Raw genomic sequence first — 14,455 nt, forward strand, 5'->3', positions numbered from 1 at the left:
AGGCCCGGGCCTGCGTCCGGCAGACCGCTCATGTTAACCTTGCGCCCATCGCGGAAAAGCCGGGCCGATGCCCCTCCTTTGCCCTACACCTTTCAACGAGTTTTCCTGATTTCCGATGAATAAAGCTATCTCCGATCTGTCCTCGCACACGCCGATGATGCAGCAATACTGGCGCCTGAAGAATCAGCACCCTGACCAGCTGATGTTCTACCGCATGGGTGACTTCTACGAGATCTTCTATGAAGACGCGAAGAAGGCTGCCAAGTTGCTGGACATCACCCTGACCGCCCGTGGGCAGTCGGCGGGTCAGGCGATTCCGATGTGTGGGATTCCTTACCACGCCGCGGAAGGTTACCTGGCGAAACTGGTCAAGCTCGGCGAGTCGGTGGTGATCTGTGAGCAGGTCGGCGACCCGGCCACCAGCAAAGGGCCGGTGGATCGTCAGGTGGTGCGGATCATCACGCCGGGGACGGTCAGTGATGAAGCGCTGCTGGATGAGCGTCGAGACAACCTGATCGCGGCGGTGCTGGGTGACGAGCGCTTGTTCGGTCTGGCAGTGCTGGACATCACCAGCGGCAACTTCAGCGTGCTGGAAATCAAAGGCTGGGAAAACCTGCTGGCGGAATTGGAGCGGGTCAATCCGGTAGAGCTGATGATCCCGGACGATTGGCCAAAAGACCTGCCGGCGGAGAAACGTCGTGGGGTTCGTCGTCGTGCACCGTGGGATTTTGAACGCGATACGGCCCTGAAAAGTCTCTGCCAGCAATTTTCGACCCAAGACCTTAAAGGTTTCGGTTGCGAGAACCTGACCCTGGCCATCGGCGCCGCCGGTTGCCTGCTCAGTTACGCCAAGGAAACCCAGCGCACCGCCCTGCCACACTTGCGCAGCCTGCGTCATGAACGCCTGGACGACACCGTGGTGCTGGATGGCGCGAGCCGTCGCAACCTGGAACTCGATACCAACCTGGCGGGCGGCCGCGAGAACACCCTGCAATCAGTGGTCGATCGCTGCCAGACCGCAATGGGCAGCCGCTTGCTGACCCGTTGGTTGAACCGTCCGTTGCGGGATTTGACCGTGCTGCTGGCGCGTCAATCCTCGATCACTTGCCTGCTCGACGCCTACCGTTTCGAAAAGCTGCAACCGCAGCTCAAGGAAATCGGCGACATCGAGCGGATTCTGGCGCGGATCGGCTTGCGTAACGCTCGTCCTCGCGACTTGGCCCGCCTGCGCGACGCTCTCGGCGCACTGCCCGAGCTGCAAGTGGCGATGACCGAGCTGGAAGCCCCGCACATTATTCAACTGGCCGCGACCACCAGTACCTACCCGGAACTGGCGGCGTTGCTGGAAAAAGCCATTATCGACAACCCACCGGCGGTCATCCGTGACGGCGGTGTGTTGAAGACCGGTTACGACGCCGAACTCGACGACCTGCAATCGCTCAGCGAAAACGCCGGGCAGTTCCTGATCGACCTCGAGGCCCGGGAAAAGGCACGCACTGGTCTGTCGCACCTGAAAGTCGGTTACAACCGCATTCACGGTTACTTCATTGAGTTGCCAAGCAAACAGGCCGAGTCGGCACCGGCAGATTACATCCGCCGCCAGACGCTCAAAGGCGCCGAGCGCTTCATCACGCCGGAGCTAAAGGCGTTCGAAGACAAGGCGTTGTCGGCCAAGAGCCGTGCCTTGGCCCGCGAGAAAATGCTCTACGAAGCGCTGCTCGAAGACTTGATTTCGCAACTGCCGCCGCTGCAAGACACCGCAGCAGCACTGGCCGAGCTGGACGTGTTGAGCAACCTCGCGGAACGCGCGCTGAACCTCGATCTGAACTGCCCACGTTTCGTCAGTGAGCCGTGCATGCGCATCAGCCAGGGTCGTCACCCGGTGGTCGAGCAAGTGCTGAGCACGCCGTTCGTGGCCAACGACCTGAGCCTCGACGACAACACGCGCATGCTGGTAATCACCGGTCCGAACATGGGTGGTAAATCCACCTACATGCGCCAGACCGCGTTGATTGTGTTGCTGGCGCATATCGGCAGTTTCGTGCCGGCGGCCAGTTGCGAATTGTCCCTGGTGGATCGCATCTTCACCCGGATCGGTTCCAGCGATGACTTGGCGGGCGGTCGTTCGACCTTCATGGTCGAGATGAGCGAAACCGCGAACATCCTGCACAACGCCACCGAACGCAGCCTGGTGCTGATGGACGAAGTCGGGCGCGGCACCAGCACCTTCGACGGTCTGTCCCTGGCTTGGGCGGCGGCCGAGCGTCTGGCGCATCTGCGCGCGTACACGCTGTTCGCCACCCACTACTTCGAACTGACCGTGTTGCCGGAAGCCCAGCCGCTGGTGGCCAACGTGCACCTCAACGCCACCGAGCACAACGAACGCATTGTGTTCCTGCACCACGTGCTGCCAGGGCCGGCCAGCCAGAGCTATGGCCTGGCGGTTGCGCAGTTGGCCGGTGTGCCAAGCGAAGTGATCGTGCGTGCCCGTGAGCACTTGGGCCGACTGGAAGCCACCGCCCTGCCGCATGAAGTTCCCAAGCCCGTCAAAGGCAAACCGGCCACGCCGCAGCAGAGCGACATGTTCGCCAGCCTGCCGCATCCGGTACTGGATGAGCTGGCCAAACTTGATCTGGACGATATGAGTCCGCGTCGTGCACTGGAAATGCTCTATACACTAAAGACACGGATCTAACGCCTTTGCCTGCAAGCTGTTAGAATCTCGCGCGGTTTGGGATGCTGCTGGCTCATAGCCTGGCCAGCAGACTATCGCTCCCGAACCTGGCGACCCCAACGTGAAGGGGCTCCGCTGCCGCCGCCTGAGGAGAAAATTAGAAATGACCTTCGTCGTCACCGACAACTGCATCAAGTGCAAGTACACCGACTGCGTAGAAGTCTGTCCGGTGGACTGCTTTTACGAAGGCCCGAACTTCCTGGTGATTCACCCGGATGAGTGCATCGACTGCGCACTGTGCGAACCAGAATGCCCGGCCGTGGCCATCTTCTCCGAAGATGAAGTCCCGGAAGAGATGCAGGAATTCATTCAGCTGAACGTTGAGCTGGCAGAAATCTGGCCAAACATCACCGAGAAGAAAGAATCGATGCCCGATGCCGAAGAGTGGGATGGCGTCAAAGGCAAGATCAAAGACCTCGAACGCTGATTTACCGCGCGTTCTCGAAAAGGCCCCTTGCGGGCCTTTTTGCTTTTCTGCAGGCAAAAAAAAGGGGCGGTTTGACCCGCCCACATTTTTTCCCTATTCCCTGTATTCCTTTTCATCGTCCTGATGAACCGCGTCCTGCGATGTCCTTTCCCCTCTTCCTTGAAGGGCGTGTCTATCCGTCGACACAACCCAGATACTAGAGAATTCCTCGGCATGAGCAACCGCACTTGCCTGGCGAAACGCTCTGTCATATGCACTTCATAAAACAAAATATCTATATTAGTCAGCCAGTTAACATGACGACTCTGTGAAAATGGCCAACTGCCAACCTGTAAAGATAACGAACACTTACGAAAGAGTAAGCGAAGACTTACAACGCGAGACTACGAACCCGAGATTTCTCCCAGGCAACAAAAAGCCCCGAACCAGTCGGGGCTTTTTGGTGGCATTGCATGAGCGCTTTATTGGAACAGCGACTCACTCGACAGGCCATTCTTCTCGAGAATCTCTCGAAGGCGTTTGAGCCCTTCCACCTGGATTTGCCTGACCCGCTCCCGGGTAAGACCGATTTCCAGGCCTACATCTTCAAGCGTGCTGCTCTCATGACCGCGCAGGCCGAAGCGGCGTATGACCACCTCGCGTTGCTTGTCGGTCAGCTCCGAGAGCCACTGATCGATGCTCTGGGACAGGTCATCGTCCTGCAGCAGTTCGCATGGATCGGTTGGACGATCGTCGGTAAGGGTGTCCAGCAGGGTTTTATCCGAATCCGGACCCAGCGAGACGTCGACCGAAGAAACCCGTTCATTCAGGCCCAGCATGCGCTTGACCTCACCTACCGGTTTTTCCAGCAGGTTGGCGATTTCTTCGGGTGAAGGTTCGTGATCGAGCTTTTGCGTCAGCTCCCGTGCAGCCCGCAGGTACACGTTAAGCTCTTTGACCACATGGATCGGCAACCGGATGGTCCGGGTCTGATTCATGATCGCGCGCTCGATGGTCTGACGAATCCACCAGGTTGCGTAGGTCGAAAAGCGGAAGCCGCGCTCGGGGTCGAACTTTTCCACTGCCCGGATCAGCCCGAGGTTGCCCTCTTCGATCAGGTCCAGCAGCGACAAGCCACGATTGACGTAACGCCGGGCGATTTTCACCACCAGTCGCAGGTTACTTTCGATCATGCGCTTGCGCCCGGCAGGATCGCCACTTTGCGACAAGCGCGCAAAATGAACTTCTTCTTCCGGGGAGAGCAGCGGGGAAAAGCCGATTTCATTGAGATACAACTGCGTGGCATCGAGTGCCCGCGTGTAGTCGATGTACTTGTGTTGCTTTAACGAAGCGGAGTGTTTGGATTTGGCGCGAACGGAAGGCGGTGCAGCCCCTTCATCATTCGACATCGAATCCGTAGCGATGCCGGTCTCCATAAGGAGAACCTCATCGTCGATGTCAAACTCCGGCACTTCTTTACTGAGAGCCATTGTTATAGTCCTTTGGTGAGTTCGACCTCAAGCTCAAGCGGCGCCTTTATCCTTGGCAACGCTGGAGCCTGTTCCCTCTACGCGACGGAACAGGCTGACAACAAATCAACGACGTGGCAGGAATTGCAGCGGATCTACAGGCTTACCTTGTCGGCGAATCTCAAAATGCAGTTTCACCCGGTCTGTACCCGTTGACCCCATTTCGGCAATTGTCTGTCCGACTTTGACCTGCTGCCCCTCCCGAACCAAAAGCCTGCGGTTATGTCCGTAGGCACTGACGTAGGTATCGCTGTGTTTGATGATGACTAATTCGCCGTAGCCCCTTAAGCCACTCCCGGCGTATACCACCGTCCCATCAGACGCAGCTAAAACAGGCTGTCCCAAATCCCCGGCGATATCAATTCCTTTATTCAAACTACCGTTTGAAGAGAATTTTCCAATTAATATGCCATTAGAAGGCCATCCCCAGCCGGTCGGGGCCGGGCCTGCCGGAGGCAGTGGCGCGAGTGCTGGCTTGTTGGCGACGGACGGTGCAACCACCGCTGTGGTCGTGGTTGCGCCATTCGGCTGGCGTCGAATTACCGTTGTTTTCAGCGACGATGAAGGCGTTGAATCCGATGTGCTGGCGGCTGCTGTAGACGTTGAACCGGTACGACCATCGAAGCGAATTGTCTGACCCGGATGGATCGTATACGGCGTAGGAATATTGTTCCGTGCCGCGAGGGCTTTGTAGTCCCAACCGTAGCGAAAAGCGATCGAGAACAGGGTGTCTTTAGGTCGAACGACGTATTGACCCGTCGTCACTGCCGGACGCTGGGCGACCGCCTTGTTGCGATCCACCACACCTACGGTGCTCGACTTGGTGCTGGAGCAACCGACCAGCAACGTGCTCAAGACAAGGCCAGTCACCAGGCGCTGAAAGCTTGTTGTAACCATACGCTGCGCAATGACTGTGAGACTCACCCGCCGCTCCCTTTGTGGTGGCTGAAAATGTGGATTGCCGTGTTTCGGCACGAGATGTCGCAAGTATAACGGGCCGTACAGGCTTTACCCTTAATGAAGCGAAATCGCTTCGCGCACACGTTTGCTGCCTGCCGATGAATCCCGTTTAACTGATCGACGCCGCTGTAAGACATGGGCAATCGAAGAGAATTCAGCGCGCAAAAACAAATGCTCAGGCGAGTGGCCCGTTGAGCAATGGCACGAAGCGCACCGCCCCCAGAACGCGTCGGGAAAAGCCCTGTTCTTCACGGATGATCAGCATCAATTGCTGGACCTCTCCGGAGCCGACTGGAATCACCAGACGCCCACCCGGTGCCAACTGATCGAGCAGTGCCTGGGGCACGTCGGTGGCGACGGCGGTAACAATAATGCCATTGTACGGCGCCAATGCAGGCCAGCCTTCCCAGCCATCGCCCCAGCGGAAGACCACGTTGCGCAGGTTCAACTCGACCAGGCGTTCCTTGGCCCGGTCCTGCAACACCTTGATGCGCTCCACGGAGAACACCCGCTCCACCAGTTGCGACAGCACGGCGGTCTGATAGCCCGAGCCAGTGCCAATCTCCATCACCTTGTCCAGCGGACCCGCCTCCAGCAGCAACTCGCTCATGCGAGCCACCATATAAGGCTGGGAGATGGTCTGGTTGTTGCCGATCGGCAGCGCGGTGTCTTCATAGGCGCGATGCGCCAGCGCCTCGTCGACAAACAGATGGCGAGGTGTGCGGCGGATCACTTCCAACACCTTGGCGTTGGAAATCCCCTCTTCATATAGCCGCTGAATGAGCCGCTCACGGGTTCGTTGAGAGGTCATCCCGATGCCGCGACGCAGCATATCGTCTTGTTCACGAGACATTAACGCAGCCCCTCCAGCCAGCCATCGAGACTTCTGAAGGCATCATTGAACGTGCGATCCAGTTGTAGTGGCGTGATCGAAACAAAGCCCTGCATCACCGCATGGAAATCGGTGCCCGGGCCGCCGTCCTCGGCGTCCCCGGCGGCGGCAATCCAGTAACCGGACTTGCCGCGCGGATCGACGACTTTCATTGGTGCCGCGGCGCGGGCGCGATGCCCGAGTCGGGTCAACTGAATTCCACGGATATGGTCCAGCGGCAGGTTGGGAATATTCACGTTCAGCACCGTGCGCGGTGGCAGCTGGAGGTCAGCATGGGCTTCGACCAGTTTGCGCGCAAAGTAGGCGGCTGTGGGAAGGTTCTCTACTTGTCGTGAGACCAACGAAAAGGCAAACGAAGGACGCTCCAGGAAGCGACCTTCAAGGGCCGCCGCCACGGTGCCGGAATACAGCACATCGTCCCCCAGGTTCGCCCCCAGGTTGATACCGGAAACCACCATGTCCGGCTGGCGCTCCAGCAAGCCGTTAAGGCCCAGGTGCACACAATCGGTGGGTGTGCCATTGAGGCTGATAAAGCCGTTGGCCAGGGTTTGCGGGTGCAACGGACGGTCGAGCGTCAGCGAACTGCTGGCGCCGCTTTTGTCCTGGTCCGGGGCGATAACCACGCACTCGGTGTAATCCGCCAGCGCAGCATAAAGCGCGGCGAGACCGGGTGCGGTTACCCCATCGTCGTTAGATATCAGAATACGCATGGGCTGTCCGTCTGCCCCACCGGCACCAGATCGACGAGTTCGCGCACCAATACAGTGGCGAAGCATCCGGCCGGGAGGACGAATTCCAGTTGCAGAATGTCAGGCTCGGGATAATGCCACGTCAACCCACCAATGGGCAGCCGCAGGATGCGACGTTCGTGGCTCATACCGGCGTTAATCAACCAATCGCGCAAGTCTGCTTCGCGGCTGGCGATTTCCTGCTCCAGTTCATGGACAGCGCCCGTGGCCGGCGAGTCACCTTCGCCCCACTGTGGGCCGGTCGGATGCAGGTCGAGAATCGCCAGGCGCGGGTCGCTGCACTCTGCTTCACCGGCCGGAAAAAAGCTGCGGCTGTCAGTGAAAGCCAGCAGATCGCCGACCTGAGCTTTCTGCCAGGTGCCATCGGCGACGCGTGCCGCCAGCACCTGGTTGAACAGAAAACTGCGCGCGGTGGAGAGCAGGCGCGAACGCACATTGCGCTGTTCCGGCAACGCTTTACGTGCCGCCCAACCGCGGGCATCGACCACGTTGCCGCCGTCAAAGCCGAAACGCTGGGCGCCGAAATAATTCGGAATACCTTTTTGGGCGATCAGTTGCAGGCGTTCTTCGATTGCCGCTTTATCACCCGCGAACTGGGTCAGGCGCAACGTGAAGCCATTTGCCGAGTGGGCACCGCGCTGCAGCTTGCGCTTGTGCCGACCGGTCTTGAGGATTTTCAACGTGTCGTTTTCGGCCGCCGACAGATCGGGATCGGCCTTGCCCGGCAGTTGCACGCTGAACCACTGGCGGGTCAGCGCCTGACGATCCTTCAATCCCGCATAACTGACGGTACGCAATGGCACGCCCGCCGCCTTGGCGATCCGGCGTGCAGCTTCTTCGGTATTCAAACCGCGCTTTTCGACCCAGATCCACAAGTGCTCGCCATCACCGCTGAGGGGGATATTGAGCACTTCATCGACCTGAAAATCTTCTGCCGTGGCTTTTAGTACCGCCGTGCCGAGGGCTTCACCATAGGCTCGTGGGCCGAGCAATTGCAGCTCGTTCATGCGCGCAGCAACAAGGCAACGGAATGCACGGCGATGCCTTCTTCGCGACCGACAAAGCCAAGCTTTTCAGTGGTGGTAGCTTTCACGTTCACTTGATCCAACTCAACTTGAAGATCCGCGGCAATCAGCGCGCGCATCGATTCGATATGCGGGGCCATTTTCGGCGCCTGGGCGACGATGGTGTTATCGACGTTGCCGATTTTCCAGCCTTTGGCGTGGATCAGTGCGACGACGTGACGCAACAGCACACGGCTGTCGGCGCCCTTGAACGTTGGGTCGGTGTCCGGGAAGTGCTTGCCGATATCACCCAGCGCAGCAGCGCCGAGCAAGGCATCGCTCAAGGCGTGCAGCAGGACGTCACCGTCGGAGTGAGCGAGCAGCCCGAAGCCGTGTGCAATGCGCACGCCGCCCAGAGTAATGAAATCGCCTTCAGCGAAACGGTGCACATCATAGCCGTGGCCAATACGCATAAAAAAACGCCCCGATTTTTGTCAGGGCGTGATTCTACCTGCATTAGGCGCCTAGGGCGCGCGCGTGATGCTGTAAGTGATCGCCTATAAAGCTGGCGATGAAGAAATAGCTGTGGTCGTAGCCCGGTTGCAGGCGCAACGTCGGCGGATGACCAGCCAGTTTGGCGGCCTGTTGCAGGGCTTCAGGCTTGAGCTGGGTGGCGAGGAAATCGTCGCGATCACCTTGGTCGACCAGCAACGGCAATTGCTCATCGGCTTCAGCGATCAGTGCGCAAGCATCCCACTCGCGCCACTTCGAACGGTCTTCTCCCAGGTAGCGGGAGAACGCTTTCTGCCCCCACGGGCAATCCATCGGGTTGTTGATCGGCGAAAACGCCGACACCGACTGATAGCGCCCCGGATTGCGCAACGCACAGACCAGCGCGCCGTGACCTCCCATGGAGTGACCGCTGATGCCGCGCTTGTCCGACGCCGGGAAATGCGCTTCGACCAATGCCGGCAATTCCTGCACGACATAGTCATGCATCCGGTAGTGCCGGGACCACGGTTCCTGCGTGGCATTCAGATAGAAGCCGGCGCCAAGGCCAAAATCCCAGGCGCCATCCGGATCTGCCGGTACATCAGCGCCGCGCGGACTGGTGTCCGGCGCAACGATGATCAGCCCCAACTCGGCGGCCATGCGCATGGCGCCGGCCTTTTGCATGAAGTTCTCGTCGGTGCAGGTCAGGCCGGACAGCCAATACAGCACTGGCAACTTGCCGCCCTGCTCCGCTTGCGGCGGCAAGTACACGGCGAACACCATGTCGCAGCCGAGCACGTCGGAGCGGTGCCGATAGCGCTTGTGCCAGCCGCCGAAACTTTTCTGGCAGGAGATATTTTCCAGGCTCATGAGCGACCTCAGAAATGGATGACGGAACGGATGCTCTTGCCTTCATGCATCAGGTCAAACGCCTTGTTGATATCTTCCAGGCCCATGGTGTGGGTAATGAAAGTATCCAGCGGGATCTCGCCGGTTTCGGCCATTTCAACGTAGCTTGGCAACTCGGTACGCCCGCGCACGCCGCCAAACGCCGAACCGCGCCAGACGCGACCGGTCACCAGCTGGAACGGACGGGTCGAGATTTCCTGGCCAGCACCGGCCACACCGATGATCACCGACTCGCCCCAACCCTTGTGGCAGCACTCAAGGGCCGCGCGCATCAATTGCACGTTGCCGATGCACTCGAAGGAAAAGTCGACGCCGCCATCGGTCATGTCGACGATGACTTCCTGGATCGGACGATCGAAATCTTTCGGGTTAACGCACTCGGTTGCACCCAGTTGCTTGGCGATCTCGAACTTGGCCGGGTTGATGTCGATAGCAATGATGCGCGCAGCCTTGGCTTTCGCTGCACCGATTACCGCTGACAAACCGATACCGCCGAGGCCGAAGATCGCGACGGTGTCACCCGGTTTTACTTTGGCGGTATTCAGCACCGCGCCGATGCCGGTGGTGACACCACAGCCCAGCAGGCAGACTTTTTCCAGCGGCGCTTCCTTTGGGATCTTGGCGACGGAGATTTCCGGCAACACGGTGTACTCGGAGAACGTCGAGGTGCCCATGTAGTGGAAAATCGGCTGGCCCTTGTAGGAAAAACGCGAAGTGCCATCCGGCATCAGGCCTTTGCCTTGGGTAGCACGAATGGCCTGGCAAAGGTTGGTTTTACCCGACAGGCAGAATTTGCACTGGCGGCATTCCGGGGTGTACAGCGGGATTACGTGATCGCCGACGGCCACCGAGGTCACGCCTTCGCCGATGGCTTCGACCACCGCGCCACCTTCGTGACCGAGGATCGACGGGAAGATGCCTTCCGGGTCGGCGCCGGACAAGGTGTAGGCGTCGGTGTGGCAAACACCGGAAGCCACCACGCGCAGCAGGACTTCACCGGCCTTCGGCATGGCGACATCGACTTCAACGATCTCGAGGGGTTTCTTGGCCTCGAAGGCAACGGCGGCGCGCGACTTAATCATGCTGACTCTCCAGTGAATAAAAACGAGACAGGGAGTGTAATACACAGCCGTACGATGAATAATCAGGACAAATGCAAAATATTATTGCCGTACAGGGATAATCCTTAATGTCGGAAAACCGCTGGGAAGGGATCGACGAATTTGTCGCCGTCGCCGAATGCAGCCAATTCACCGCTGCGGCTGAACGCCTAGGGGTTTCTTCCTCGCATGTCAGTCGACAAATCGTACGCCTGGAAGAACGACTTCAGACGCGCCTGCTGTATCGCAGCACCCGTCGGGTCACGCTGACCGAGGCCGGGCAAACATTCCTGCAACATTGCCAGCGTCTACAGGATGGTCGCGAAGAAGCGTTGCGCGCGGTCGGTGATCTCACCAGCGAACCCAAAGGCATGCTGCGCATGACCTGCGCCGTGGCTTACGGCGAGCGCTTTATCGTGCCGCTGGTAACCCGCTTCATGGGGCTTTACCCGCAATTGCGGATCGACATCGAGCTGAGCAATCGCCAACTCGATCTGGTGCATGAAGGCCTGGACCTGGCGATCCGTCTTGGTCGCCTGCAGGACTCACGACTGGTGGCGACACGCCTGGCACCGCGACGCATGTATTTGTGCGCCTCCCCGTCCTACGTGGAACGGTACGGTCGGCCACACAGCTTGTCGGAATTGAGTCGGCACAACTGCCTCATCGGCAGTTCGGACCTGTGGCAACTGGAACAGAACGGGCGGGAGTTTTCCCAGCGGGTGCAGGGAAACTGGCGTTGCAACAGTGGGCAAGCAGTATTGGATGCGGCGCTGCAAGGGGTGGGGTTGTGTCAGTTGCCGGACTATTACGTGCTGGAGCATCTGAAAAGCGGAGCATTGATTTCGCTGCTCGATGCGCATCAACCGCCGAATACGGCAGTGTGGGCGCTGTATCCGCAGCAGCGGCATCTGTCGCCGAAGGTGCGCAAGTTGGTGGATTTTTTGAAGGAGGGATTGGCTGAGCGACCGGAGTATCGGGTTTGACGGTTGAAGATCAAAAGATCGCAGCCTCGTTGCACTCGACAGCTCCTACAGGTGCCATACGGTGAGCGCGTGCAATGTAGGAGCTGTCGAGTGCAACGAGGCTGCGATCTTTCAGCGCCGGTTAGCCCAACGCTGACGCAACCACTCCAGATCTTCGGGGCGGGTGACCTTCAGATTATCCGACCGACCTTCAATCAAGCGCGGCGCCAAACCTGACCATTCCATCGCCGACGCTTCATCAGTGATCACTGCATCGGCCACCAGACTATCAGCCAATGCCCGATGCAACGCGCCGAGACGAAACATCTGCGGCGTATAGGCTTGCCAGATCACGCTGCGATCCACGGTTTCAACCACACGACCGTGCTTATCAATCCGCTTCAAGGTATCGCGTGCCGGCACTGCCAGCAGTCCGCCGACCGGATCGTCCGCCAATTCACTCAGTAACTTATCGAGATCGTCCCGGGCCAGATTCGGTCGAGCAGCGTCATGCACCAACACCCAATCCTCATCATCAGCACCCAGCGCATGCAAATGCAGCAACGCGTTGAGCACCGACCCGGAACGCTCGGCACCACCCTCTACCCGCTGAATGCGAGGGTCGGAGGCACAGGCCAGGTTCGGCCAATAAGGATCATCAATCGCAAGACTGACCACCAACCCCTTCAGGGCAGGATGATCAAGGAAACAGCCGAGGCTGTGTTCGAGAATAGTGCGCCCGCCCAGTTGCAAGTATTGCTTGGGACGGTCCGCGGCCATACGGGCACCGACGCCCGCGGCAGGAATTACGGCCCAGAAGGCCGGTAACGACTGGATCATTGAGCCAACTGGTAAAGGGTTTCACCGTCCTTGACCATGCCCAACTCATGACGAGCCCGCTCTTCAACGGTCTCCATGCCTTTTTTCAACTCACTGACTTCAGCGTCCATCACCCGATTGCGCTCGAGTAAACCTTCGTTCTCGGCGTGTTGATCCGCAATCTGCTGAGTCAGCTCGGCCACTTGCGCCAGACTGCCATTTCCCACCCACAGGCGGTACTGCAGGCCAGCCAGCAGCAGGAGCAAGACGAGGAACAACCAATTGGGACTGCGCATCGAATATCAGGTATCCAGTGAAAAAAGACAGCCATGCCAAAACTATGAAGCTTCTGATAGCACGAAGCCTGGAAGACCCAGGCTTGTGCTCTTAAGGCATCAGATTAGTGGCAAAAACGTCGCTGTCGCGATTTTTTCGACACAATCCGCTGTCTTTTTTACCATTTAACAATCAGCCGCGGAACTCGCTGCGACCGTTGTACTTGGCTTTGCCGTTCAACTGCTCTTCGATACGCAGCAGTTGGTTGTACTTGGAAACGCGATCGGAACGGCACAGGGAGCCGGTTTTGATCTGGCCAGCCGCGGTGCCCACAGCCAGGTCGGCAATGGTCGAATCTTCGGTTTCGCCGGAGCGGTGCGAGATGACGGCGGTGTAACCAGCGGCCTTGGCCATCTGGATGGCTTCCAGGGTTTCGGTCAGGGTGCCGATCTGGTTGAACTTGATCAGGATCGAGTTGGCGATCTTTTTATCGATGCCTTCTTTCAGGATCTTGGTGTTGGTCACGAACAGGTCGTCGCCCACCAGTTGGATTTTCTCGCCGATCTTGTCGGTGAGGACTTTCCAGCCAGCCCAGTCGGACTCGTCCAGGCCATCTTCGATGGAGATGATCGGGTAACGTTCGGTCAGACCTTTGAGATAGTCAGCAAAACCTTCCGAGGTGAACACGTGGCCTTCACCGGACAGGTTGTATTTACCGTCTTCGTAGAATTCGCTGGCCGCGCAGTCCAGTGCCAGGGTCACGTCGGTGCCCAGCTTGTAACCGGCGTTGGCCACAGCTTCGGAGATCACTTTCAAAGCGTCTTCGTTGGAGGCCAGGTTGGGTGCGAAACCACCTTCGTCACCGACCGCAGTGCTCAGGCCACGGGCCTTCAGCACAGCTTTGAGGTGATGGAAAATCTCGGTGCCCATGCGCAGACCTTCCGAGAAAGACTTGGCGCCAACCGGCTGAACCATGAATTCCTGGATGTCGACGTTGTTATCGGCGTGCTCGCCACCGTTGATGATGTTCATCATCGGAACCGGCATCGAGTAGACACCCGGAGTGCCATTCAGGTTGGCGATGTGAGCGTACAGCGGCAGGTCCTGGTCCTGTGCTGCTGCCTTGGCCGCGGCCAGGGAAACGGCGAGGATCGCGTTGGCGCCCAGGGAACCTTTGTTTTCAGTACCGTCGAGCTTGATCATCGCGTGATCGAGGGCTTTCTGGTCGCTTGGGTCTTTACCCAACAGCAGGTCGCGAATCGGACCGTTGATGTTGGCTACGGCTTTGAGTACGCCCTTGCCCAGGTAACGGCTTTTGTCGCCATCACGCAGCTCGAGTGCTTCACGCGAGCCAGTGGAAGCACCGGACGGCGCGCAAGCGCTGCCGATGATGCCGTTATCGAGAAGCACGTCCGCTTCGACGGTGGGATTGCCACGGGAGTCGAGAACTTCACGACCTTTGATGTCGACGATTTTTGCCATTGTTGTAAACACTCCAAAGTTGACGAAAACGACGCAGCTAGAGGAAATCTTTTACCGTCGGCAAGTGATGTGCAGCGGGCAGGCTTGCGGACGATAAGGCTCAGGCCCGAGGGCCTGAACATTAAATCGTGCGGTACT

The 14,455-nt window shown here is 58.7% G+C and carries 14 protein-coding genes; 3 read left to right on the plus strand and 11 right to left on the minus strand.

Annotated elements, in window-relative coordinates; all coding sequences use genetic code 11:
• The first annotated feature begins 127 nt into the window (after positions 1–127).
• Positions 128–2,695 carry a DNA mismatch repair protein MutS gene (gene mutS, locus NK667_RS21465; protein ID WP_177331464.1) on the plus strand — a complete coding sequence of 856 codons (2,568 nt, stop codon included), beginning with the start codon at positions 128–130 and terminating at the stop codon, positions 2,693–2,695.
• Positions 2,696–2,837: 142 nt separating this feature from the next.
• On the plus strand, positions 2,838–3,161 hold the full coding sequence (gene fdxA / locus NK667_RS21470) for a ferredoxin FdxA (RefSeq protein WP_054047139.1): 324 nt from the start codon (positions 2,838–2,840) through the stop codon (positions 3,159–3,161).
• 461 nt (positions 3,162–3,622) lie between these two features.
• Here fdxA and rpoS read toward each other — a convergent pair whose 3' ends face one another.
• From rpoS to NK667_RS21510, 8 genes are all read right to left on the minus strand, one after another.
• Positions 3,623–4,630: an RNA polymerase sigma factor RpoS gene (gene rpoS, locus NK667_RS21475; RefSeq protein WP_054047143.1), complete on the minus strand. Its 1,008-nt coding sequence runs from the start codon at positions 4,628–4,630 to the stop codon at positions 3,623–3,625.
• A 105-nt stretch (positions 4,631–4,735) separates the two neighbouring features.
• Positions 4,736–5,593 carry a peptidoglycan DD-metalloendopeptidase family protein gene (locus NK667_RS21480; protein WP_082356636.1) on the minus strand — a complete coding sequence of 286 codons (858 nt, stop codon included), beginning with the start codon at positions 5,591–5,593 and terminating at the stop codon, positions 4,736–4,738.
• Between the two features lie 211 nt (positions 5,594–5,804).
• A complete protein-coding gene (locus tag NK667_RS21485) occupies positions 5,805–6,440 on the minus strand; it encodes a protein-L-isoaspartate(D-aspartate) O-methyltransferase (protein ID WP_173860469.1) in 636 nt (211 codons plus the stop codon).
• Between the two features lie 41 nt (positions 6,441–6,481).
• Entirely contained in the window at positions 6,482–7,231 is a 750-nt protein-coding gene (surE, locus tag NK667_RS21490) for a 5'/3'-nucleotidase SurE (protein WP_054047146.1), read from the minus strand.
• Entirely contained in the window at positions 7,219–8,277 is a 1,059-nt protein-coding gene (gene truD, locus NK667_RS21495) for a tRNA pseudouridine(13) synthase TruD (protein WP_054047148.1), read from the minus strand. Before truD ends, surE begins: the two co-directional genes overlap by 13 nt.
• Positions 8,274–8,747, minus strand: coding sequence for a 2-C-methyl-D-erythritol 2,4-cyclodiphosphate synthase (gene ispF, locus NK667_RS21500; protein ID WP_054047151.1), 474 nt, complete (start codon positions 8,745–8,747; stop codon positions 8,274–8,276). The genes truD and ispF overlap by 4 nt, the downstream gene beginning before the upstream one ends.
• A gap of 43 nt (positions 8,748–8,790) precedes the next feature.
• On the minus strand, positions 8,791–9,636 hold the full coding sequence (gene fghA, locus NK667_RS21505) for an S-formylglutathione hydrolase (protein WP_054616001.1): 846 nt from the start codon (positions 9,634–9,636) through the stop codon (positions 8,791–8,793).
• An 8-nt stretch (positions 9,637–9,644) separates the two neighbouring features.
• Complete coding sequence (locus NK667_RS21510) at positions 9,645–10,757, minus strand: S-(hydroxymethyl)glutathione dehydrogenase/class III alcohol dehydrogenase (RefSeq protein ID WP_054616002.1); 1,113 nt, start codon at positions 10,755–10,757, stop codon at positions 9,645–9,647.
• Positions 10,758–10,864: 107 nt separating this feature from the next.
• Here NK667_RS21510 and NK667_RS21515 point away from each other — a divergent pair, with 107 nt between their 5' ends.
• Entirely contained in the window at positions 10,865–11,761 is an 897-nt protein-coding gene (locus NK667_RS21515) for a LysR family transcriptional regulator (protein ID WP_054047157.1), read from the plus strand.
• Between the two features lie 111 nt (positions 11,762–11,872).
• Here the strand turns inward: NK667_RS21515 and ispD are convergent, their stop codons facing one another.
• The 3 genes from ispD to eno form a co-directional block, all read right to left on the minus strand.
• On the minus strand, positions 11,873–12,580 hold the full coding sequence (gene ispD / locus NK667_RS21520; RefSeq protein WP_054047159.1) for a 2-C-methyl-D-erythritol 4-phosphate cytidylyltransferase: 708 nt from the start codon (positions 12,578–12,580) through the stop codon (positions 11,873–11,875).
• On the minus strand, positions 12,577–12,855 hold the full coding sequence (ftsB, locus tag NK667_RS21525; RefSeq protein WP_008028992.1) for a cell division protein FtsB: 279 nt from the start codon (positions 12,853–12,855) through the stop codon (positions 12,577–12,579). Before ftsB ends, ispD begins: the two co-directional genes overlap by 4 nt.
• 172 nt (positions 12,856–13,027) lie before the next feature.
• The gene (gene eno / locus NK667_RS21530) at positions 13,028–14,317 is read right to left on the minus strand and encodes a phosphopyruvate hydratase (RefSeq protein ID WP_054047161.1); all 1,290 of its coding nucleotides are present in this window, start codon (positions 14,315–14,317) and stop codon (positions 13,028–13,030) included.
• Positions 14,318–14,455: the final 138 nt, after the last annotated feature.

Origin of the sequence: Pseudomonas nunensis, from assembly GCF_024296925.1 — a bacterium.
Taxonomy (GTDB): Bacteria; Pseudomonadota; Gammaproteobacteria; order Pseudomonadales; family Pseudomonadaceae; genus Aquipseudomonas; species Aquipseudomonas nunensis.